This window comes from Variovorax sp. V15 (assembly GCF_041154425.1).
In the GTDB taxonomy this organism is placed as follows: domain Bacteria; phylum Pseudomonadota; class Gammaproteobacteria; order Burkholderiales; family Burkholderiaceae_C; genus Variovorax; species Variovorax guangxiensis.
The window spans coordinates 2,693,417-2,714,232 of sequence record NZ_AP028659.1; the positions used below are offsets into that span (position 1 = coordinate 2,693,417).

At 67.3% G+C, this 20,816-nt stretch carries 19 protein-coding genes and 1 tRNA gene; 15 read left to right on the top strand and 5 right to left on the bottom strand.

Annotated elements, in window-relative coordinates; translation table 11 throughout:
* Window positions 1-28: 28 nt before the first annotated feature.
* The 3 genes from ACAM57_RS12635 to ACAM57_RS12645 form a co-directional block, all read right to left on the bottom strand.
* Complete coding sequence (locus ACAM57_RS12635) at window positions 29-367, bottom strand: hypothetical protein (protein ID WP_369661886.1); 339 nt, start codon at window positions 365-367, stop codon at window positions 29-31.
* A 239-nt stretch (window positions 368-606) separates the two neighbouring features.
* On the bottom strand, window positions 607-2,301 hold the full coding sequence (locus tag ACAM57_RS12640; RefSeq protein WP_369661887.1) for a DUF6538 domain-containing protein: 1,695 nt from the start codon (window positions 2,299-2,301) through the stop codon (window positions 607-609).
* Window positions 2,302-2,388: 87 nt separating this feature from the next.
* Window positions 2,389-2,462 (bottom strand) — tRNA-Gly (locus ACAM57_RS12645).
* 116 nt (window positions 2,463-2,578) lie between these two features.
* Between ACAM57_RS12645 and ACAM57_RS12650 the strand changes: the two genes are divergently transcribed.
* Together ACAM57_RS12650 and ACAM57_RS12655 are read left to right on the top strand one after the other, a co-directional pair.
* Window positions 2,579-3,016 (top strand): hypothetical protein, encoded by a 438-nt coding sequence (locus ACAM57_RS12650; RefSeq protein ID WP_369661888.1) that lies wholly within the window; start codon window positions 2,579-2,581, stop codon window positions 3,014-3,016.
* Between the two features lie 270 nt (window positions 3,017-3,286).
* Complete coding sequence (locus tag ACAM57_RS12655) at window positions 3,287-3,586, top strand: hypothetical protein (protein WP_369661889.1); 300 nt, start codon at window positions 3,287-3,289, stop codon at window positions 3,584-3,586.
* 459 nt (window positions 3,587-4,045) lie between these two features.
* On the opposite strand, the gene ACAM57_RS12660 is transcribed toward ACAM57_RS12655, so the two are convergent.
* Both ACAM57_RS12660 and ACAM57_RS12665 read right to left on the bottom strand, forming a co-directional pair.
* Entirely contained in the window at window positions 4,046-4,360 is a 315-nt protein-coding gene (locus tag ACAM57_RS12660; RefSeq protein ID WP_126022070.1) for a hypothetical protein, read from the bottom strand.
* Window positions 4,361-4,549: 189 nt separating this feature from the next.
* Complete coding sequence (locus tag ACAM57_RS12665; RefSeq protein WP_184637167.1) at window positions 4,550-5,374, bottom strand: ferritin-like domain-containing protein; 825 nt, start codon at window positions 5,372-5,374, stop codon at window positions 4,550-4,552.
* A 264-nt stretch (window positions 5,375-5,638) separates the two neighbouring features.
* Between ACAM57_RS12665 and alaS the strand changes: the two genes are divergently transcribed.
* The 13 genes from alaS to ACAM57_RS12730 all read left to right on the top strand — a co-directional run bounded on the left by alaS (window position 5,639) and on the right by ACAM57_RS12730 (window position 20,806).
* Window positions 5,639-8,263, top strand: coding sequence for an alanine--tRNA ligase (gene alaS, locus ACAM57_RS12670; protein ID WP_126022072.1), 2,625 nt, complete (start codon window positions 5,639-5,641; stop codon window positions 8,261-8,263).
* 35 nt (window positions 8,264-8,298) lie between these two features.
* Window positions 8,299-9,315 (top strand): 2-dehydropantoate 2-reductase, encoded by a 1,017-nt coding sequence (locus ACAM57_RS12675; protein WP_369661890.1) that lies wholly within the window; start codon window positions 8,299-8,301, stop codon window positions 9,313-9,315.
* A gap of 54 nt (window positions 9,316-9,369) precedes the next feature.
* Window positions 9,370-10,629, top strand: a complete 1,260-nt coding sequence (locus ACAM57_RS12680) for a D-amino acid dehydrogenase (RefSeq protein ID WP_369661891.1) — start codon at window positions 9,370-9,372, stop codon at window positions 10,627-10,629.
* A gap of 182 nt (window positions 10,630-10,811) precedes the next feature.
* Window positions 10,812-11,795, top strand: a complete 984-nt coding sequence (locus tag ACAM57_RS12685) for a Bug family tripartite tricarboxylate transporter substrate binding protein (RefSeq protein ID WP_369661892.1) — start codon at window positions 10,812-10,814, stop codon at window positions 11,793-11,795.
* 31 nt (window positions 11,796-11,826) lie between these two features.
* Complete coding sequence (locus ACAM57_RS12690; protein ID WP_369661893.1) at window positions 11,827-12,642, top strand: SDR family oxidoreductase; 816 nt, start codon at window positions 11,827-11,829, stop codon at window positions 12,640-12,642.
* Window positions 12,643-12,668: 26 nt separating this feature from the next.
* Window positions 12,669-13,217 (top strand): cupin domain-containing protein, encoded by a 549-nt coding sequence (locus ACAM57_RS12695; RefSeq protein WP_093200616.1) that lies wholly within the window; start codon window positions 12,669-12,671, stop codon window positions 13,215-13,217.
* Between the two features lie 14 nt (window positions 13,218-13,231).
* Window positions 13,232-14,089 carry an alpha/beta fold hydrolase gene (locus ACAM57_RS12700; RefSeq protein ID WP_369661894.1) on the top strand — a complete coding sequence of 286 codons (858 nt, stop codon included), beginning with the start codon at window positions 13,232-13,234 and terminating at the stop codon, window positions 14,087-14,089.
* A gap of 43 nt (window positions 14,090-14,132) precedes the next feature.
* Window positions 14,133-14,978: an IclR family transcriptional regulator gene (locus ACAM57_RS12705; RefSeq protein ID WP_126022078.1), complete on the top strand. Its 846-nt coding sequence runs from the start codon at window positions 14,133-14,135 to the stop codon at window positions 14,976-14,978.
* Between the two features lie 10 nt (window positions 14,979-14,988).
* On the top strand, window positions 14,989-15,828 hold the full coding sequence (locus tag ACAM57_RS12710) for an SDR family oxidoreductase (protein WP_126022079.1): 840 nt from the start codon (window positions 14,989-14,991) through the stop codon (window positions 15,826-15,828).
* Window positions 15,821-17,521 carry a thiamine pyrophosphate-binding protein gene (locus tag ACAM57_RS12715; protein ID WP_184637184.1) on the top strand — a complete coding sequence of 567 codons (1,701 nt, stop codon included), beginning with the start codon at window positions 15,821-15,823 and terminating at the stop codon, window positions 17,519-17,521. Before ACAM57_RS12710 ends, ACAM57_RS12715 begins: the two co-directional genes overlap by 8 nt.
* Before the next feature lie 14 nt (window positions 17,522-17,535).
* Window positions 17,536-18,333, top strand: a complete 798-nt coding sequence (locus tag ACAM57_RS12720) for an aspartate dehydrogenase (RefSeq protein ID WP_184637186.1) — start codon at window positions 17,536-17,538, stop codon at window positions 18,331-18,333.
* 12 nt (window positions 18,334-18,345) lie between these two features.
* Window positions 18,346-19,821 (top strand): aldehyde dehydrogenase, encoded by a 1,476-nt coding sequence (locus tag ACAM57_RS12725; protein ID WP_369661895.1) that lies wholly within the window; start codon window positions 18,346-18,348, stop codon window positions 19,819-19,821.
* Between the two features lie 13 nt (window positions 19,822-19,834).
* Window positions 19,835-20,806: a VOC family protein gene (locus ACAM57_RS12730; RefSeq protein ID WP_369661896.1), complete on the top strand. Its 972-nt coding sequence runs from the start codon at window positions 19,835-19,837 to the stop codon at window positions 20,804-20,806.
* Window positions 20,807-20,816: the final 10 nt, after the last annotated feature.

The window sequence follows — 20,816 nt, forward strand, 5'->3', positions numbered from 1 at the left end:
CCGAGCCAGTTGGAGACGAGGAGATCGGTCAGCAGGTCTCAATAGCGATCCTGCGGAATGCAACTGCAGCGGTCTTTCGGGCCACCCTGAGCAGCCGCTCCGTTTCCAACGTTCCCCGAGGCGAGCCCACGCAGCGACCTGAGCCATCGAGGATCACGTGGCCGCCAGAGGTGCCAGCGCCAGCAGCGAAGGTCACCAGCATCTCTAGATTTGCTGTGAGTGCTGCCCACTCCTCACCCTCATCGGTTTCCCCGTACTCCGCACAAATCTCAGCGTCCAAGCAGCGACCCAGGTCTATTGCAAGCGCATCGATGCGATGGCGCTCGAAGGGGGTGAAGACTTTCGATCCAGAGGTGGCGGCGTTCATATGCAAGTCCTTGGTAGTGGTTGATGGAAAGCCAACTCTAGGGACTGGTGATGCGGCTGTCGTAGCGTGAGTTGCCGAGATTGGGGTTTTGAACGCAAGTCACTCTCAGCGACGCGACCGTCGGTAACCTGCGCTTTATGGTGGCGGGACAAGGACTTGCAAAGGCCCGCTCTTGACTGCAGAAACGGGCAACGAGGTCAAGTGCGTTTGCCTGTCCCGTAGCATGGACGCCACCCGTGTCAATAGTTCGGGGCAATGCGGCGCAGTGAGAGCACTGCGGGGAAGTCCAGTCGTTCGATCACCCTTTGTAGCGTCTTCGGCGCGGGTCGGTGGTAGTTCGCCACACCTACGTTGCCCGGCTCGTGGCCCATGATCGCTGTGATGTCCGCCTCGCCTAGCGGCGGGTCGACGGCACGCAACGCAGTCCCAACGGTTGTACGGAGTGCGTGGAAGTCTCGCCACTTTTGGTAGAGACCAAGTGCTCTGCACCGATCACGAAACCAGTCCGACACGTACAGCGACGCGGTGCGGCTCTTGGCCGTCAAGATGCCGGGGAATACCAGTAACTCGCCAGTCTCACGCATGGTCGTCACGTGGTCGATAAATCCAAGCTCGATCAGCTTGGAATGGATTGCGACCCAGCGGTCGCCAGCTTCGCTCTTGGTGCTCTTGCCTTCGTCCGCCTCATTGATGTCTAGCAGCCAGACACCATCCCGCTGTATCACGTCATTGACGCGCAATTGACATAGCTCGGCCTGCCGAGCGCCGGTCATGAGTGCCAGCAAAGGAATCCAGTATTGCGCCGCCAAATCGATGCGGCGGTCCTGCGTCAGCGGTGAGTGAAAGAGTTTCTGCAAGTCGGCGGCGTCCCAAGGCTCGCGCTTCTTCGCTCGACCCTTAGTGATCGCGGTCCCGCGCCACGGATTCGAATCGATCCAGCCCCTCTCTCTGACTGCATGGTTCAGGAGCGCTTGAATGCAGGCCAGTACATCCGAGCGGGTCTTGCTGGCGGTTCCGGCCATGGTGGCGTTGATGTGGTCGCGGAATGCGAGCCCATCTTGGCGGGTAAGGTCGCGCAAGGGTGCCTCGATTCCGGCCGCCTTAACCATGATCAGCGCTCGTGTGGTCTTGTTGATCGCGTCGCGCTTCCTTCCGATCTTCCAATCATCGAACACGTCCGCGAGCGTCTTGCCCTTTGCGGCTTTGGGGGTGGCGGCGACCTTCATGGGCGCTTCGGGCTTCGGTGGCGTCTCGATTGGCCTGCCCTCGTTGCGGTCAGCCGCGCCTATCCAAGCGATGAGCATCGCTCTCAGAATCGCCACGAGAGTCGGGCGGGTTGATGGTGCAGTCCAGTCCACGGCGACACCGATGGACGCGCAAGCGGTCTCAGCGAAGGCTCTGGCTACGTCGAGGCGGCCCATGGACAGCGAGCGACCGAGGTCGTCAATGTTCAGTTGCGCGATGGCGCGGAGGCGATCTACCTGCGCGAGGGTAAGCGAGCCATCGGCGCTCGGCTTCAGGTGCTCAGGCTCGGGTAACGGACGGTCAGCATCTGTCGTCAGGAAACGCCTTGGTGGCGGCTCCGTCGCCCTGAGGAGCGCCACTAGTGCACCGGGCTCGTATCGGATGACCTCATCGAATGCAAGCGCCTGCCGACCTGCTTCAGCTACGACGTACGCGGACACAGCAGGCGAGAGCGGGACCACCTCTCGGGGCTTGAGCTTAGCCTCAGCTGCAGCAAACGCGGCTGCTGCCTCGGCCCAGTGGCGATGTGCCAGGACTGCGGCGGTGGGCTTGTCGTCCGTGCCGAGCGAGGTGCGCACCCAGAAAGTACGTTTGATGACCGGCTGCAGCCGGACTGGCACCTTGATTTGGAGGTGATAGTTCGAGCCGCGCTTGGCGACTCCGGTAGGTAGTGACACGTCTTTTTCCACGGTTCGGATGATGAACGTGGTACGCATCCGGTACACAGCAATAGTCCACAGGCCCGCTGGGAAATTGCGCTTTCACTCGACAGATGATGGAGCGGGTGAAGGGAATCGAACCCTCGTATGAAGCTTGGGAAGCTGCCGTTCTACCATTGAACTACACCCGCATCTGGCAAGCCGCCGATTGCAAGGCTGCAGCCGGCGACAAGCGGGAGTATAGATGCATGCCATCCGAGGTTCGCGCCGCCGCGCGGGCCAGCCGACCCAACACGCCATACCGAGCATGAAATCCAAGCCCTTTCGATTCGCCCTCAACGCCTTCCTGGCCGTGACCGCAGGCTCGGCCTTTGCCGGAACGATCACCTGCGTCCCCGCGCCGGGCGGCACCGGCCCGGCTCCCTGGATCCGCAAGATCGCCATCGACGAGCACTCGCGCACCGTCAACATGGACGTCGTCCGCCACAGGACGAAGGACACGGACACCATGGGCAAGATGAGGGCGGAGTTGCTGGGCATGGAAGAGACCCAGGGCGGCGAGCCCGCCTACGTCTTCAACGCGATTCCGGCTGCGGGCGACGAGGCCACGAACCTCTTCAGGCTGTTCAAGGCGGGCGAGTGGTGGCTGATCAGCGCGGGGGTGGTGTTCATCGGCAAGGTGCCGACGCTGCGGGCGATCGAGCCGGGCAGGGTCTTCGATTGCAAGCGGTCGGACCTTGGATAACCGGTCGGCAGGCGGCTGCGAAATTTTTTTCGGGCGCTGCCTCTTTGGCGGGCATCGTGTTGCAAGCCACGCCAGGCAAGGCTTCCGAGCGATGCGCACACAGTTTTCCACAGCATTGTCCCCATCGAGGCGGGAAAACCTGTCATTGCCTTGTGGTATGGCGAATTCGTAGTGAAAAAGGGTAGCCCGAGGGTAGGCGCGCTCCGACAGACTCGGCGGCGAGCGCAGAGGAACATCGTCTGCACCGCATCCTGCGGAAAGGAGTGTGAAATGACGTTCGACTTCTTGTTTCGCCCGAATCACACCGCGTACCTTCGACGCGCGGCGGCCCTCCTGGAAGAAGCCCAGATGGCGCGCATCGAGCACCAGGCGGCGGCAGAGCATCACAGCGCGCTTGCCCGGATGTACGCCGAACGCGTCAGGCGTCTTGAGAACGAGCTCTATCGCCAGCCGCAGAGCGCGGCACATGGCGCAGCAGGGCTGGCGGCGGAAGCCGGTTCCGCGGACGAACGGCCACAGCTGTACTCGCTGGACGGAAGCCGCAAGCCGGGGCTGACCTCGGCGAGCTGAGCCGGAGCGGACAAAGGGCGGCGAGCCTCGGCCCGTGCCGGGGCCGCGTTGTGGTGCGGCCAAAAAAATACCCGCCGAAGCGGGTTCGAGTTGCCCTTGTGGGCACGCTCTAAGCACTGACAGAGAGCTCTTCTTTTATGCGGCCCTGTTGCGTGACAGCATCGGTATCGTCGGCGCTCGCCCTGCGAGCGCGTGTCAGCCGGAAACAGGTAGTCGCCGTAGGACACTCATTAAAACGTGAACTATTTGGCAGATTTGCGGGGAAGCCGGGTCTTTCGGGGCTGCGCGGTCGTATTCCTCACTTCGAAGTGTCGGTCCTGTCCGACAAGGCAGCGGCGCATGAAGCCCTAGATTTTGTGGGCTCGCTTTGAAGTGCGAGTTCTCTGTGCGTGACAGCACCAAGAGGTTCAACCCAGCCTTAGCGCTGGGTTTTTTTTGCTCGGCGTCTGCGTGCTTGCTTCAGAAAAGCTCGAACCGGAAGGTGGTTGTCTGGGGCTGGCTGAGCAGCGGGGTGGCAATCTCGCTGGCGTGCTCCCAGGCCTCGCGCCAGAGGCGGGCGTTGGCGATCTGAGATTCGCTCATCGAGTCGATGCCGGATTCGAGCTGGTTGAGCCAGGCCCGGTAGCACTTCACCAGGCGCGAAGAGGGGCCGATGCGCTGCTCGAGCAACCGCAGGAACGTGAAGCGCACTTCCATCAGGTCCCGGATGGTCAGGCTGGTTCCGTCCAGCCGGATGGTGTAGAGCTGCTCGCGGTTGGCTGAGTGATCGAACATCGGACGCGCATGCAACAGGGCCGCGAGCCGACTTGCCAGCGGCGCATGCAGCCGCGCTTGTCCGAAGGTCTCAGGCCTTGTCTCTATCTGGATAGAAAGGGGTGACCGGAAATATTAGCCAAGCACCTGTTGTGCGAAATGGAATCCGGGTTCCGGTTTGTCGCGATGAGTGAACCACTTGCGCGCTGTTCAGCGCAGGAACACATGCTCCATGAACTGCCTGATCGGGTACTGGATCACCGTTTGTACCTTCGCCGGCAGTTCCAGCGGCCGCATCAGCATCTTGAGCGTGGTGCCCGGGCTCAGGTGGGTGCGGATGGTGCTGTTCATGTCGGCGCTCAGGCGCTGCACGTAGGCCGTGTCGTCGGCGCGTTCGGGCGAACGCGTCCTGACCACGTGGCGGATCGCGCAGTCGGCGTCCTCGCTCTTGAGTTCGAGCGTGCGCCGGCCGATGGTGCCCATCACGCGCAGGCGGCCCAGTTTTTCCTGCTCGCGGTAGCGCCGGTAGTAGCGGTAGAAGTGCTTGTAGTGGTTGACTTCGTCGGTGGCGATGCGCGTCGCCAAGTCCTGAAGCACGGGTTCGTCGGTACAGCGGGCCATGGCGCGGTAGTAGGTGGCGGTGCCGGTCTCGACCACGCAGCGGGCGGTCATCTCGAGGCCTCGGGTTGGGGCGAGCAGCTCGACCTTGCAGTAGGTCGCGTATTCCTCCAGGAAGTTGCCGTAGGCGGTGTCCCAGTCGAACTCCGGCCATACGTGGCGCACGTAGGCGCGCAGGGCCTTGCCGTGCTGCAGTTCCTCGAGTTCCCAGTGCTGGGAGAGCCAGTCGGTGACTTCCTGGTCGCCCTTGAAGAAGTCCACCAGGTTGTGCGTGTACAGGTCGGAGCCGCTCTCGATGAAGGAGGCGGAGGTCACCAGGTAGAAGAGGTTCTCGTCCGGGCGTACCTTGTCGAGCGCGATGCGCGAGAAATCCAGGTCTTCGATCGTCCAGTGCCTTTCGGCATCTTGGCTTGCCATGCGAACTCCTTGATCTTTTTTGTCCGTACAAGTACGGATGGCGCAGACCCTCGTTGGTTCTCGTTTTTTGCGCCAGGACACATATTAGCCGTGGAGTGAGCATTGCGCTGTCGTCCGGCAGCCCTTGGCCGGCGCGGGCCGCATGGCCAAACCTATAATCGTTTGTTCAAGCAAATCAAGCAGTTAGGCCGGTTCGCCGCAGTGGGTTCGACATGAGGGTCGCCATCGCCGCGCCGCCCTCGACGGCAGAAGACGAATCCAAAGATGAGCCAGCCCACATTCACGGTCGCGGACATCCGCAAGACCTTTATCGATTTCTTCGCTTCCAAGGGCCACACGGCGGTCCCGTCGAGCCCGCTGGTGCCGGGCAACGACCCGACGCTGATGTTCACCAATTCGGGCATGGTGCAGTTCAAGGACGTGTTCCTCGGCACCGACAAGCGCCCCTACAACCGCGCGGCCTCCGTCCAGGCCTGCCTGCGTGCCGGCGGCAAGCACAACGACCTCGAGAACGTGGGCTACACCGCCCGCCACCACACCTTCTTCGAGATGCTGGGCAACTGGAGCTTCGGCGACTACTTCAAGCGCGAGTCGCTCACCTGGGGCTGGGAGCTGCTCACGCAGGTCTACAAGCTGCCGGCCGACAAGCTGCTGGCCACCGTCTACCACGAGGACGACGAGGCCTACGACATCTGGACCAAGGAAATCGGCCTGCCGCCCGAGCGCGTGATCCGCATCGGCGACAACAAGGGCGGCAAGTACAAGTCCGACAACTTCTGGATGATGGCCGACACCGGCCCCTGCGGCCCGTGCTCCGAGATCTTCTACGACCACGGCCCGCACATCCCCGGCGGGCCCCCGGGCAGCCCCGAGGAAGACGGCGACCGCTTCATCGAGATCTGGAACCACGTGTTCATGCAGTTCGACATGCAGCCCGACGGCAGCGTGGTCAAGCTGCCCGCTCCCTGCGTCGACACCGGCATGGGCCTGGAGCGCCTGGCCGCGATCCTGCAGCACGTGCACAGCAACTACGAAATCGACATCTTCGACGCGCTCATCAAGGCCGCCGCGCAGGCCACCGGCACGCAGGACCTGTCGAACAACTCGCTCAAGGTGATCGCCGACCACATCCGCGCCACCTCGTTCCTGGTGGCCGACGGCGTGATCCCGTCGAACGAAGGCCGCGGCTACGTGCAGCGCCGCATCATCCGCCGCGCCATCCGCCACGGCTACAAGCTCGGCCAGAAGAAGCCCTTCTTCCACAAGCTGGTGCCCGAACTGGTGCGGCTCATGGGCGAGGCCTACCCCAAGCTGGTCGCCGACGAGAAGCGCATCACCGACACGCTGAAGGCCGAGGAAGAGCGCTTTTTCGAGACGCTGGCCAACGGCATGGAAATCCTCGACGCAGCGCTGGCTGGCGACGCCAAGGTGCTGCCGGGCGACGTGGCCTTCAAGCTGCACGACACCTACGGCTTCCCGCTCGACCTCTCGGCCGACGTGTGCCGCGAACGCGGCGTGAGCGTCGACGAGGCCGGCTTCAACGCCGCCATGGAAAAGCAGAAGGCCGCGGGCCGTGCTGCCGGCAAGTTCAAGATGGACCGCAACGTCGATTACGCCGGCGCGGGCAACGTCTTCACCGGCTACGAGAAGCTGGAAGAAAGCGCCAAGGTCGTCGCTCTGTACTTCGAGGGCTCCGCCGTCGCTGAGCTCAAGGAAGGCCAGCCGGGCATCGTCGTGCTCGACACAACCCCGTTCTATTCGGAAAGCGGCGGCCAGGTCGGCGACCAGGGCGTGCTCGTGGCCGAAGGCGTGCAGTTCGGCGTGGAAGACACGCAGAAGATCAAGGCCGACGTGTTCGGCCACCACGGCACCCAGACCCAGGGCACGCTGAAGGTCGGCGACACGGTCAAGGCCGCAGTCGACACCGCACGCCGCGCCGCCACCATGCGCAACCATTCAGTCACCCACCTGATGCACAAGGCACTGCGCGAAGTGCTGGGCGGCCACGTGCAGCAGAAGGGCTCGCTGGTCGATGCCGACAAGACGCGCTTCGACTTCGCGCACAACGCGCCCGTCACGCACGAGCAGATCCTGGAGATCGAGAAGCGCGTGAACGCCGAGATCCTCGCCAACACCGAGACGCATGCCCGCGTGATGGACATGGAGTCGGCCCAGAAGACCGGCGCGATGATGCTGTTCGGCGAGAAATACGGTGAGACCGTGCGCGTGCTCGACATCGGCACCAGCCGCGAGCTGTGCGGCGGCACCCACGTGGGCCGCACGGGCGACATCGGCCTGTTCAAGATCGTCAGCGAAGGCGGCGTGGCCGCCGGCGTGCGCCGCATCGAGGCCGTCACCGGCGCGAATGCGCTCTCCTACCTGCAGGACCTGGAATCGACCGTGCAGAGCGTGGCCGCCACGCTCAAGTCGCCGGCCGCCGAGCTGCAGGGCCGGCTCTCGCAGGTGCTGGAGCAGGTGAGGGCGCTCGAGCGCGAAGTGGGCGCGCTCAAGGGCAAGCTGGCTTCGTCGCAGGGCGATGAACTCGTGTCGCAGGCCGTGGACGTCAAGGGCATCAAGGTGCTGGCCGCCAAGCTCGAAGGCGCCGACGCCAAGACGCTGCGCGAGACCATGGACAAGCTCAAGGACAAGCTCAAGACGGCAGCCATCGTGCTTGCCGCCGTCGACGGCGAGAAGGTGCAGATCGCGGCCGGCGTCACGGCCGACAGCACGGCCAAGGTCAAGGCCGGCGAGCTGGTCAACTTCGTGGCCCAGCAGGTCGGCGGCAAGGGCGGCGGCAAGGCCGACATGGCCATGGCCGGCGGCACCAACGCGGCAGGCCTTCCGGCCGCGCTGCAGTCGGTGCAGGCCTGGGTCTCCGAACGCGCCTGACGGCTGGCGCCATCACCGGAACGAGCACGCCACCCATGCCAGAAGCGATCCCCGGTGAAGTGCTTGTGATGGGGGCGGGCACCATCGGGTGCTTCATCGGCGGAAGCCTGGCGGCGGCGGGCGTGCCCGTCACCTTCGTCGGCCGTCCGCGCGTGCTCGAGAAGCTCGCCAGGCATGGCCTGACGCTTACCGATATCGACGGCGCGACGCACAGGCTGCCTGCCGACAGGCTGCGCCTGAGCGGGCAGGTGCCCGCCGGCGCACGGCCCGCGCTGGTGCTGCTGTGCGTGAAGAGCGGCGCCACGGCCGAGGCCGCGGGCGAACTGGCCTTCTCGCTGCCGGCAGGCACTGCGGTGATCTCGCTGCAGAACGGCATCTCCAACTGCGCGGCCGCCGCGCAGACCGGCCCTTCGCTCAACGTGCGCGCCGGCATGGTTCCCTACAACGTGGCCGAGATCGGCCCCGGCGCCTTCCACCGCGGCACCGGCGGCCGCCTGGCCGCGGAAGACGACGCGGTGCTTCGCCCATGGCTTCCCGTATTCGAGCGCGCCGGCGTGCCGCTCGACCTGCATGCCGACCTTTTGCCCGTGCAGTGGGGCAAGCTCATGCTCAATCTCAACAACCCCGTCAACGCGCTTTCGGGCCTGCCGCTGCGCGAGGAGCTCATGCAGCGCGGCTACCGCCGCTGCTTCGCTTCGCTGATCGAGGAGGCGCTGGGCATCCTCAACGTCGCGGGGATCGCGCCGGCGCAGGTCGCGGCGGTGCCGGCGCACCGGCTGGCGAGCCTGCTGCGGCTGCCCGACTGGATCTTCCGCATCGTGGCGGCGCGCATGCTGCGCATCGATGCCAAGGCGCGCTCGAGCATGGCCGACGACCTTGCGCTAGGCCGCCGCACCGAGATCGACGCGCTCAGCGGCGAGGTGGTGCGCCTCGCGCAGGAGCATGGCCTGAGCGCGCCGCGCAATTCGCGCATGGTTTCGCTGCTCGAGGCCTGGCCGCAACAGCCGAAGCGCTGGACGGCACGGCAATTGCAGGACGCGCTGGGCTTGTAACGTCCGGCCCTGTACCCTCGGCTGCGTCACGGCAGCTTCAAAAGGGTTGTTCTCATGCGGGTCCTGATTCTCGGCAGCGGTGTCATCGGCACCTCGATCGCGTATTACCTGGCGCGTGCCGGTCACGAGGTGACGGTGCTGGAGCGTCAGCCGGCGCCCGCGCTCGAAACCAGCTTCGCCAATGCCGGCGAGGTGTCGCCCGGCTACTCGGCGCCATGGGCCGGGCCCGGGGTGCCGGTCAAGGCCGTCAAGTGGATGCTGATGCAGCACAGCCCGCTGGTCATCAAGCCGATGCTCGATCCGGCGATGTGGCGCTGGGGCCTTGCGATGCTGCGCAACTGCACGCAGGCGCGCTACGAGATCAACAAGAGCCGCATGGTGCGGCTCGCCGAATACAGCCGCGATTGCCTCAAGGAGCTGCGCGCCGACACCGGCATCGCCTACGACGAGCGCATGCAGGGCACGCTGCAGCTCTTTCGCACGCAGCAGCAGCTCGACGGCACCTCGAAGGACGTCGAAGTGCTCCAGGCCTCGGGCGTGCCCTACCAGTTGCTCGACCGTGAAGGCTGCGTGCAGTACGAGCCCGCGCTCGCGGCGGTGAAGGGCAAGTTCATCGGCGGTTTGCGGCTGCCGGGCGACGAGACCGGCGACTGCTTCAAGTTCACGCAGGCGCTGGCGAAGCTGGCCGAGGCCGAGGGCGTGAAGTTCAGGTTCGGCGTCAACATCCAGGCTCTCGAGTACGACGCGGTCAAGGGCATCACTGCGGTGCGCACCGATGCCGGCAGCTTCACGGCCGATCGCTACGTGGTCGCGCTCGGCAGCTATTCGCCCGCGCTGGTCAGGCCGCTGGGCATCCGGCTGCCGGTGTATCCGGTCAAGGGTTTCTCGATCACGGTGCCGATCACCGACGCCAGCGGCGCGCCCGAATCGACGGTGATGGACGAGACCTTCAAGGTGGCGGTCACGCGCCTGGGCGATCGCATCCGCGTGGGCGGCACCGCGCAGCTCTCGGGCTTCGACCTGCGGCTCAACGAGCGCCGGCGCGACACGCTCGAGCACGTGGTGACAGACCTGTTTCCCAAAGGCGGCAACGTGCGCGACGCTTCCTTCTGGACCGGCCTGCGCCCCATGACGCCCGACGGCACGCCCGTGATCGGCTCCACCCGCATTCCCAACCTGATGCTGAGCACCGGCCACGGCACCCTCGGCTGGACCATGGCCGCGGGCACAGGCCGCGTGATGGCCGACCTGATTGGGGGCAGGGCGCCCGGCATCGACATGGAAGGCCTCACCGTGGCGCGCTACGGCGGCTGACGCTTCGCTCCTTCTCCTCGACACCAGGACAGGGCGGCCCGAAAGGCCGCCCTGTTTTCGTTGTGAAACAAGGATTGGGGTTTTCCCTTAGTCATGAAGTTGTCTTCTTCGATATTCTTCGTGGCGTTCCATTAATAAATCGTTGTTTCTTTAGTGAAACAAAACCGAGCCGAACGGACACGATGAAACAGACACGCCGCCTTGCCGTCGCCGCCGCCATTTCCATGGCCGCCGCTTGCGCCTCCGGACTCGCCTGGGCAGCCGACAGCTACCCCGTCAAGCCGATCACGCTGGTCGTCGCCTATCCGGCCGGTGGCGACACCGACGCGCTGGCGCGGCTGTTCGCCGAGAAGCTGTCGACGCGCGTCGGCCAGCCCGTGGTGGTCGACAACCGCCCCGGCGCCAGCGGCATCATCGGCAGCGCCTATGTGTCGAAGGCCACGCCCGACGGCTACACGCTGCTGCTCGCACCCAGCACCTTCTCGATCGCGCAGCTGGTGCTCAAGACCAACGGCTCGGGCTACGACGTGCTCAACGGCTTCACGCCCATCGTGCAGACGGGCAGCCAGCCGCTGTTCCTCGTGGCCGGCGGCACCAGCGGCCTCTCCACGGTGAAGGACGCCGTGGCCGCGGCCAAGGGCGGCAAGACGCTGAGCTACGCGAGCCCGGGCAGCGGCTCGCCGATGCACATCCTGGGCGAGATGTTCGCCCGCGCATCCGGCACCACGCTCGCGCACGTGCCCTACAAGGGCGTGGCGCCCGCCATCAACGACGTGCTGGGCGGCCACGTGCCCGTCACCTTCATCACGCTGGGGCCGGTGGCGCCGTACATCGCCAACGGCAAGCTGCGCCCGCTGGCTGTGGCCTCGGCCCAGCGCTCGCCGCTCGCGCCCAACGTGCCCACGCTGGCCGAGCAGGGCTACAAGGACGTCGAGGTGACGGCCTGGAACGGCCTCTGGGGCCCGCGCAACCTGCCGCCCGAGATCGTGAAGACGCTCAACGGCCACTTCAACGAGATCCTGAAGATGCCCGAGATCGTCTCTCGCATGGCCGTGCTCGGCACCACGCCCGTGGGCGGCGACGCCGAGGTGCTCGGCAAGACCAACGCCGCCGACTACGCGCGCTTCGGCAAGGTGATCAAGGAACTCGGCATCCAGGCCGACTGACCCCCGCGACCGATCCACGGACCTCATTTCCATGACCGAACTCAAAGCCATCGCCGATCCATCGAGCCTGCAGGCACTGCTCGCCGAGCTGCCCGCCAACCTGCTGGCCGGCCGCCGCGTGCTCGTGACCGGCGGCGCGCGCGGCCTGGGGCTCGCTTTCGCGCAGTGCGTCGCCGCCGCGGGCGCCAGCGTGGTGCTGGCCGACATCCTCGGCGAGCTGGCCGAGACCGAGGCGAAGGCGTTGCGCGAAGCCGGCCGCAACGCGCATGCGCTGCCCGTCGACCTGGCCAACCCCGGCTCCATCGTGGCCTGCGCCGACGAAGCCATCCGCCTGCTCGGCGGCCTCGACGGCCTGGTCAACAACGCCGCCATCACCAACTCGGGCGGCCGCGACGCGCACCAGCTCGAGATCGACGTGTGGGACCGCGTGATGAACGTCAACGTGCGCGGCAGCTGGCTCATGGGCCGCGCCTGCCGGCAGGCGCTGGCCGGGAGCGGACGCGGCGCCATCGTCAACCTCGCCTCCGACACCGCGCTGTGGGGCGCGCCCAACCTGCTGGCCTACGCGTCGAGCAAGGGCGCCGTCATTTCCATGACGCGCTCGCTGGCGCGCGAATGGGGCGGCGACAACATCACCGTCAACGCCGTGGCGCCGGGCCTCACGCTGGTGGAAGCCACCGAATACGTGCCGATGGCGCGCCACCAGAAGTACCTCGAAGGCCGCGCCATCCCGCGCGAGCAGCAGGCCGCCGACGTGTGCGGCGCCACCGTCTTTCTTCTTTCCGGGCTCGCGCGCTTCGTGACGGGCCAGCTGCTGGCCGTCAATGGCGGCTTCGCGATGCACTGAATTTTTCCGACCAAGGAGTACACCCGATGAGCGACCTGTCCGAACAGCAGAAGATCAACGAAACCGCCGCCAGCAGCCTGGCGCAGCCCGAGGGCAGCAGCCTCGCGGAGTGGATGAACACCCGCATCGCGCGCTACGAAACCCGCAAGTACGACTGGGACGCGCTGAAGTTCCAGGCCGACTTCGATCCCAAGTTCCGCCGCGCCCAGATGCGCTACGTGGGCACCGGCGGCACCGGCGTCGCGAAGGACGTCAACACCGTCCCCGCCGAGCATTTCACCTTCTCGACCATGGTGATCCCCGCCGGCCACGAAGGCCCGCCGCACCTGCATACCGACGTGGAGGAAGTGTTCTTCCTGATCCGCGGCAAGCTCAAGGTGGTGATCGAGAAGGACGGCGAGCGCTTCGAGACCATCATGACCGACCGCGACCTGATCTCGGTGCCGCCCGGTGTGTACCGCGAGGAGATCAACATCGGCGACGAGGACGCGCTGATGTGCGTGATGCTGGGTGCGAAGAAGCCCGTCACGCCGACCTATCCCGCCGACCACCCCCTGGCCAAGATCAAGCGCTGAGCGGACGCACGGCCATGAACGTCTCCACCGACGCACTGACGACGCTGCCGGCCTCCGAGCTCGCACGGCTCGACGCCAGCTTCCCGGCCCGCGATGTCGCGGTCGGCGGCGGCGCCGTGGTGTCGGTGCGCGAATGTGGCCAGGGGCCGGCCATCGTGTGCCTGCACGGTATCGGTTCGGGCGCCGCATCGTGGATCGACACTGCCGCGCTGCTCACTCCACAGGCCCGCGTGATCGCGTGGGATGCACCAGGCTATGGCGGCTCGACGCCGCTCAAAGCCGCCGCGCCGTCCGCCGCCGACTACGCGGCTCGGCTGGGCCAGCTGCTCGACGCGCTCGGCATCGAATCTTGCGTGCTGGTCGGCCATTCGCTGGGCGCCATCACCGCCGCCTCGGCCGCGTGCACCGATGCGCGCATCCGTCGGTTGGTGCTGGTGAGCCCCGCCATCGGCTACGGCGCTGCCTCGCGCTCGGAGGCGCGGGCCAAGGTCCGCACCGAGCGCCTCGCCACGCTCGACGAACTCGGCATCGCCGGCATGGCCGCGAAGCGCTCCGGCCGGCTGGTTTCCGACAAGGCCTCCGAGCACGCCCGCCAGTGGGTGCGCTGGAACATGGCCCGCCTGAACGACCACGGCTACCGCCAGGCCGTCGAGCTGCTGTGCAACGCCGACCTGCTGGCCGACCTGCCGCCGCCCATGCCGGTGCGCGTGGCCTGCGGCGCGCTCGACGTGGTCACGCCCCCGGCGGCCTGCGAAGAAGTCGCGCGCAAGTGCGGAGTGCGGCTCGAATTGGTGGACGATGCGGGCCACGCCGGCTATGTGGAGCAACCGCAGGCCGTCGCGAAGCTGCTGAGCGAATCCCTCGCCGGCTGACCGCAAGCAACCACCAGAGACATCCGAGGAAGGAACCACAGGCATGGCCAGCAACAACAACGACGGCAACGAGGCGATGGAAGAGGGCGCCGACCGCTACAACGTGCCCGCGCTGGAGCGCGGACTGCGCGTGCTGTGCGAGTTCAGCCGCGAAAGCCGCACGCTCTCGGCACCCGAACTGGCGCGCCGCTTCGACCTGCCGCGCTCCACCGTCTTCCGCCTGCTCACCACGCTGGAGAACATGGGCTTCCTCGAGCGCACCGAGGGTGGGCGCGACTACCGCCTGGGCCTGGCCGTGCTGCGCCTGGGCTTCGAATACCTGGCCTCGCTGGAACTCACCCAGCTGGGCACGCCGCTGCTGAACCGCCTGTGCGACGAACTGCGCACGCCCTGCAACCTGGTGGTGCGCGACGGCCGCTCCATCGTCTACGTGGCCAAGGTGGCGCCGCCCACGCCCTTCGCCAGCTCGGTCACCGTGGGCACGCGGCTGCCGGCCCATGCCACGGTGCTGGGCCGCATCCTGCTCGAAGACCTCACGCTGCCGCAGCTGCGCGCCCTCTACCCCGAAGACAAGCTCGAGACCTTCTCGCCGAGCACCCCGAAGACCGTGACCGAGCTCTTCGACATGGTGCAGGCCGACCGCCAGCGCGGCTACGTGCTGGGCGAGGGCTTCTTCGAATCGAACATCTCCAGCATCGCCGCGCCGGTGCGCGACCACAGCGGCCATATCGTGGCGGCGCTGGGCGCCACCGTTACCGCCAGCCACATCGAGGAGAGCCGCATCGACGAGATGGTGCAGCGCGTGCGCGGCACCGCCGACGAGATCTCCGGCCTGCTCAATTACTCGCCCGCGCGTACCGCCAACGTGGTGCCGCTTCGCTCAGCCTGATTCCGGGACCATGACCGCCCAAGCTCTTCCTTCCTCTTTCTTCGCCGCCGATGCGCTGGCCGGCCGCGTGGCCGTGGTCACGGGCGGCTCGTCGGGCATCGGCCTGGCCACTGTCGAACTGCTGCTGGGCTGCGGCGCCTCGGTGGCCCTGTGCGGCCGCAATGCCGAGCGGCTCGATGGCGCCGTGGCCGGCCTGCGCGGGCAGTACCCCGGCGCGAAGCTCTTCGCGCAGACCTGCGACGTGCTCGACGCCGCCTCGGTGCGCTCCTTCGCTGCCGCCAGCGAAGCCGCGCTCGGCCCGGCCTCGATGCTCGTCAACAACGCGGGGCAGGGCCGGGTCTCGACCTTCGCGGACACCGACGACAAGGCCTGGACCGAAGAGCTGAACCTGAAATTCTTCTCCGTCATCAACCCGACGCGCGCCTTCCTGCCGCAGCTCGCGGCGCAGCGTGCAGTGCTGGGCGATGCCTCCATCGTCTGCGCCAACTCGCTGCTGGCGCGCCAGCCCGAGCCGCACATGGTCGCCACCTCGGCCGCGCGCGCCGGCCTCTTGAACCTGGTGCGTTCCATGGCCACCGAGTTCGCGCCGCAGGGCGTGCGCGTCAACGGCATCCTGATCGGCCTCGTCGAATCGGGCCAGTGGCGCCGCCGCTTCGAGGCGCGCGAAGACAAGTCGCTCGGCTGGGCCGCATGGAGCGGCCAGCTCGCGAAGAACAAACACATTCCGCTGGGTCGCCTGGGGCTTCCGACAGAAGCCGCCCGCGCGATCCTTTTCCTCGCTTCGCCCCTCGCGTCGTACACGACGGGCAGCCACATCGACATCTCCGGAGGCCTGTCACGCCATGCATAACCCCAGCAACACCGTCACCGTCGGCGCCGTCGTCGCCGCCTTTCTCGAACAGTGCGGCGTCAAGGCGGCCTTCGGCGTGATCTCGATCCACAACATGCCGATCCTCGATGCCTTCGCGCAGCGCGGCACGGTGCGTTTCATCTCGGCGCGGGGCGAGGCCGGCGCGGGCAACATGGCCGACGCCTACGCGCGCTCCACCGCCAGCCTGGGCGTGTGCATCACCAGCACCGGGCCCGCCGCGGGCAACATCGCGGGCAGCATGGTCGAGGCCCTGACGGCCGGCGCGCCCGTGCTGCACATCACCGGGCAGATCGAGACGCCGTACCTCGACAAGGGCATGTCGTACATCCACGAGGCACCCGACCAGCTCACCATGCTCAAGGCCGTGTCGAAGGCTGCGCTGCGCGTGCGCAGCGTCGAAACGGTGCTCGGCACGCTCAAGCGCGCCGTGCAGCTTGCGCTGACGGCACCGACGGGCCCTGTCAGCGTCGAGATCCCGATCGACATCCAGTCGGCGCTGACCACGATGCCGGCCGACCTGTCGCCGCTGCCCATCGAGCGCCCCGTGCCATCCGCCGCCGCGCTCGACGCGCTGGCCGCGCGCCTCGCCGCCGCCAGGCGCCCGATGCTGTGGGTCGGCGGCGGTGCCCGCCATGCCCGCGCCGCCATCCAGCGCCTGCAGAAACTCGGCTTCGGTGTCGTCACCACGACGCAGGGCCGCGGCACTGTGCCCGAGGACGATGCCGGTTCGCTCGGCGCCTACAACATCCAGAAGCCGGTCGAGGCCCTGTACCAGACCTGCGACGCGATGCTCGTGGTCGGCTCGCGCCTGCGCGGCAACGAGACGCTCAAGTACGAACTGAAGCTGCCGCGCCCGCTGTACCGCATCGACGCCGACGCCGCCGCCGAAGGCCGCTGCTACGCGTCCGAAGCCTTCGTCTGCGGCGATTCCGCGCTTGCCCTCGAAGGCCTGGCCGACCGCCTCGAAGCCGCCAGGTACAAGGCCGACCCGCAACTGCTGGTCGACCTGCGCGCCGCGCACGACCAGGCGGTTGCGGCGCTGCGCGACGGCCTCGGCCCGTACGCCGAGCTCGTGCGCCAGCTCCAGTCGGCGGCCGGCCGCAACTTCAACTGGGTGCGCGACGTGACCGTCTCCAACAGCACCTGGGGCAACCGCGAACTGCGCGTCTTCGAACCGAGCGCCGGCGTGCACGCCACGGGCGGCGGCATCGGCCAGGGCATGCCGATGGCCATCGGCGCGGCCATCGGCGCGGCGGTGACGGGCTCGGGCCGCAAGACCTTCTGCCTGGCCGGCGACGGCGGCTTCATCCTGAACCTGGGCGAGCTGGCCTGCATGGTGCAGGAGAAGGCGCCCATGGTGATCGTGCTCATGAACGACAAGAGCTACGGCGTCATCAAGAACATCCAGGACGCGCAGTACGGCGGCCGCCAGTGCTATGCCGAGCTGCACACGCCCGACTACGACCTGCTGTGCAAGTCGATCGCGCTGCCGCATGCCCGCGTGCGGGACCTGGCCGAGCTGCCCGCCCGCCTCGGCGAGGCGCTGGCGGCCGAAGGTCCGTTCCTGCTGGAGATCGACATGCTCTCGATCGGCAGCTTCAAGACAACGTTCGCAGGCCCGCCGACCAACACGGTCACGCAGATCCCGGCGCTCGGCACGGCCGGCAAGTGAGCGAAGCCCGTTCCATGACCACTCCCACGCGTATCGCACTCGTCGGCTGCGGAGCCATCGGCACCTCGGTGCTCGAACTGCTCCACGGCGATCCGGCCCTGAAGGTGGTGGCCGTCGTCGTGCCCGCCGACGCGATTGCCTCCGCGCGGAAGGCGGCGCCCGACGCGCAGGTGGGCAGCGCCTTGCCTGCCGCCGGCATCGACCTCGTGGTCGAGACCGCGGGCCATGCCGCCATCGAGCAGCACGTGCTGCCCGCGCTCGCACGCGGTACGCCCTGCGTGGTCGCCTCGGTCGGCGCGCTGTCGGCCACGGGCTTCGCCGAGAAGCTCGAAGCCGCGGCCGCTGCAGGCAAGACGCAGGTGCAGCTGATTGCCGGCGCCATCGGCGCCATCGACGCGCTGGCTGCCGCCCGCATCGGCGGCCTCGACAGCGTGCGCTACACCGGCCGCAAGCCGCCGCAGGCGTGGAAGGGCACGCCCGCAGAGCAGGGCCGCGACCTCGGCGCGCTGGCACGAGAAACCGTGATCTTCGAGGGCAGCGCGCGCGAAGCGGCCTTGCTCTATCCGAAGAATGCCAACGTGGCCGCCACGGTATCGCTCGCGGGGCTGGGGCTCGACCGCACGATGGTGCGGCTCATTGCCGACCCCGCCACCGCCGAGAACGTGCACACCGTCGAAGCCGAGGGCGCCTTCGGCAGCTTCGAGCTGACCATGCGCAACAAGCCGCTCGCGGCCAACCCCAAGACCTCCGCGCTCACCGTCTACAGCGCCGTGCGCGCGCTGCGCAATCGCGTGGCCGCGCTGGCCATCTGAGCCCGACATTCCATGATCTCTTCCGAACTCCTTCCGATCTGCATCGCCGGCGAATGGCGCCTGGGCGGCGGCGACATCTACGAAAGCCTCTACCCGGCCACCGGCGAGCCCATCGCGCGCCTGCGGGCCGCAAGCCTGGCCGACGTCGAGGAAGCCATTGCCGGCGCAGACAGCGCCTTCCGCACCAGCGGCTGGGCGCAGCGCCTGCCGCACGAGCGCGCGGCCGTGCTGCACCGCGTGGCGCAGCTGATCCGCGAAGAGGCCGAATCGCTCGCGCAGAAGCAGCGCCTGGACAACGGCAAGCCCATCAACGAGACCCGCAACCTCGTGGCCAGCGCCGCCGGCACCTTCCAGTTCTTCGCAGCCGCGCTGGAAACGCTCGAAGAAACCATCACGCCCTCGCGCGGCGCCTTCGTGACCATGAGCGTGCACGAGCCCATGGGCGTGGTCGCGGCCATCACGCCGTGGAACTCGCCCATTGCCAGCGAGGCGCAGAAGCTGGCGCCCGCGCTGGCCGCCGGCAACGCGGTGGTCGTGAAGCCCGCCGAGGTCACGCCGCTGATGGCGCTGGAGCTGGCGCGCATCTGCGAGAAGGCCGGCGTGCCCAAGGGCATCGTCAGCGTGCTGCCGGGCAGGGGCTCGGTGATCGGGGACGCGATCACCAAGCATCCGCTGGTCAAGCGCGTGTCGTTCACGGGCGGCACCACCACCGGCAAGCACATCGCCCACATCGCTGCCGACAAGATGATGCCGGTGTCGCTGGAGCTCGGCGGCAAGTCGCCGACCATGGTGCTGGATGACGCGGACCTCGACCACGCGGTGAACGGCGTGCTCTACGGCATCTTCAGCTCGTCGGGCGAGTCGTGCATCGCGGGCTCGCGCCTTTTCGTGGCGCGCGGCATCTACGACGAGTTCCTCACGCGGCTGGCCGAAGGCGCCAACGCGCTGCGCGTGGGCGATCCGGCTTCGGAGCGCACGCAGATGGGGCCGCTCATCACCGCGAAGCATCGCGAGGGCATCGAGCGCTACGTGGAGCTGGGCGTTTCCGAAGGCGGCAGGATTCGCACGGGCGGAGTACGCCCGCACGGCGACGGCTATGACCGGGGCTACTTCTACCAGCCGACCATCCTCGAAGGCCTGACGAACAGCGCTCGCATCAGCCAGGAGGAAATCTTCGGCCCGGTGCTGGTCGCCATGCCCTTCGACAGCGAGGAAGAGCTGATCGCGCAGGCCAACGACAGCGTCTACGCGCTGGCGGCCGGCGTGTGGAGCCGCGACTTCAAGCGCGCCTGGAAGCTGGGCCGCGCGGTGCAGGCCGGCACGGTCTGGGTCAACACCTACAAGCAGTTCTCCGTGTCCACGCCCTTCGGCGGCTGGCGCGACAGCGGCCTGGGCCGCGAGAAGGGCCGCGAAGGCATCTTCCAGTACATGGAGCAGAAGAGCATGTACTGGGGCACGAACGAACAACCGCTCCCGTGGGCGAACTGAAGAGGACCGCACCATGAGCGTACTTGGCATCGACCAGATCACCTACGGCGCGGACGACCTGCCCGCGTGCCGCCAGTTCTTCCAGGACTGGGGCCTTTCGCTGAAGTCGGAGGCCGCCGACGAACTCGTCTTCGAATGCCTCAACGGTTGCAAGGTGGTGGTCGCCGCGCTGGACAAGCCGGGCCTGCCGCCCGCGATGGAAGATGGCCCGACGCTGCGCGAAGTGGTGTGGGGCGTGGAAAGCGACGCGGACCTCGCCCGCTACGCCGACGCCATCGCGCAGGCCCCGGGCTTCTTCGACGCCACGGTGGACGGCGCGCGCCGCATCGGCTGCATCGACCCCAACGGCCTTGCGGTGCGCCTGCAGGTCAGCCGCAAGCATGCGGTGCAGGTCGACTGCGGCGCCATGAACACCTGGAACGCGAAGCTGCGCGTCAACCAGCCGGCGCCCATCTACGAGCGCGCGGTGCCCATCGAGGTGGGCCACGTCGTGTTCTTCGTGAGCGACGTGAAGGCCACCAGCGCCTTTTACGCGCAGCGCTTCGGCTTCGTGGGCTCCGACAGCTACCCCAACCGCGGCGCCTTCATGCGCTGCGCGGCCGAGGGCGGCCACCACGACCTGTTCCTTCTGCAGATTCCCTCGGGCAAGCGCGGGCTGAACCACGTGGCCTTCACCGTGCGCGACATCCACGAAGTGTTCGGCGGCGGCCTGCACTTCTCGCGTTGCGGCTGGGAAACGCAACTCGGCCCGGGCCGCCACCCGGTGTCGTCCGCGTACTTCTGGTACTTCAAGAACCCGGCGGGTGGCCTCATCGAGTACTACGCCGACGAAGACCAGCTCACCGCCGACTGGCAGCCGCGCGAGTTCGAGCCGGGCCCGACGGTCTTCGCCGAATGGGCGGTGGACGGCGGCCTCGACGGCAACACCCGCCGCCAGAAGAACGCGGAAGGCCCCAAGGGCGCCTTCCTGACCGAAAAGAAATGAACTCCCCGAC

Bases quoted from the DNA above. Each gene is read 5' to 3' on its own strand.
- ACAM57_RS12635 (WP_369661886.1), bottom strand. From the start codon at position 367: ATGAACGCCGCCACCTCTGGATCGAAAGTCTTCACCCCCTTCGAGCGC.
- ACAM57_RS12650 (WP_369661888.1), top strand. From the start codon at position 2,579: ATGAAATCCAAGCCCTTTCGATTCGCCCTCAACGCCTTCCTGGCCGTG.
- ACAM57_RS12655 (WP_369661889.1), top strand. From the start codon at position 3,287: ATGACGTTCGACTTCTTGTTTCGCCCGAATCACACCGCGTACCTTCGA.
- ACAM57_RS12660 (WP_126022070.1), bottom strand. From the start codon at position 4,360: ATGTTCGATCACTCAGCCAACCGCGAGCAGCTCTACACCATCCGGCTG.
- ACAM57_RS12665 (WP_184637167.1), bottom strand. From the start codon at position 5,374: ATGGCAAGCCAAGATGCCGAAAGGCACTGGACGATCGAAGACCTGGAT.
- alaS (WP_126022072.1), top strand. From the start codon at position 5,639: ATGAGCCAGCCCACATTCACGGTCGCGGACATCCGCAAGACCTTTATC.
- ACAM57_RS12675 (WP_369661890.1), top strand. From the start codon at position 8,299: ATGCCAGAAGCGATCCCCGGTGAAGTGCTTGTGATGGGGGCGGGCACC.
- ACAM57_RS12680 (WP_369661891.1), top strand. From the start codon at position 9,370: ATGCGGGTCCTGATTCTCGGCAGCGGTGTCATCGGCACCTCGATCGCG.
- ACAM57_RS12685 (WP_369661892.1), top strand. From the start codon at position 10,812: ATGAAACAGACACGCCGCCTTGCCGTCGCCGCCGCCATTTCCATGGCC.
- ACAM57_RS12690 (WP_369661893.1), top strand. From the start codon at position 11,827: ATGACCGAACTCAAAGCCATCGCCGATCCATCGAGCCTGCAGGCACTG.
- ACAM57_RS12695 (WP_093200616.1), top strand. From the start codon at position 12,669: ATGAGCGACCTGTCCGAACAGCAGAAGATCAACGAAACCGCCGCCAGC.
- ACAM57_RS12700 (WP_369661894.1), top strand. From the start codon at position 13,232: ATGAACGTCTCCACCGACGCACTGACGACGCTGCCGGCCTCCGAGCTC.
- ACAM57_RS12705 (WP_126022078.1), top strand. From the start codon at position 14,133: ATGGCCAGCAACAACAACGACGGCAACGAGGCGATGGAAGAGGGCGCC.
- ACAM57_RS12710 (WP_126022079.1), top strand. From the start codon at position 14,989: ATGACCGCCCAAGCTCTTCCTTCCTCTTTCTTCGCCGCCGATGCGCTG.
- ACAM57_RS12715 (WP_184637184.1), top strand. From the start codon at position 15,821: ATGCATAACCCCAGCAACACCGTCACCGTCGGCGCCGTCGTCGCCGCC.
- ACAM57_RS12720 (WP_184637186.1), top strand. From the start codon at position 17,536: ATGACCACTCCCACGCGTATCGCACTCGTCGGCTGCGGAGCCATCGGC.
- ACAM57_RS12725 (WP_369661895.1), top strand. From the start codon at position 18,346: ATGATCTCTTCCGAACTCCTTCCGATCTGCATCGCCGGCGAATGGCGC.
- ACAM57_RS12730 (WP_369661896.1), top strand. From the start codon at position 19,835: ATGAGCGTACTTGGCATCGACCAGATCACCTACGGCGCGGACGACCTG.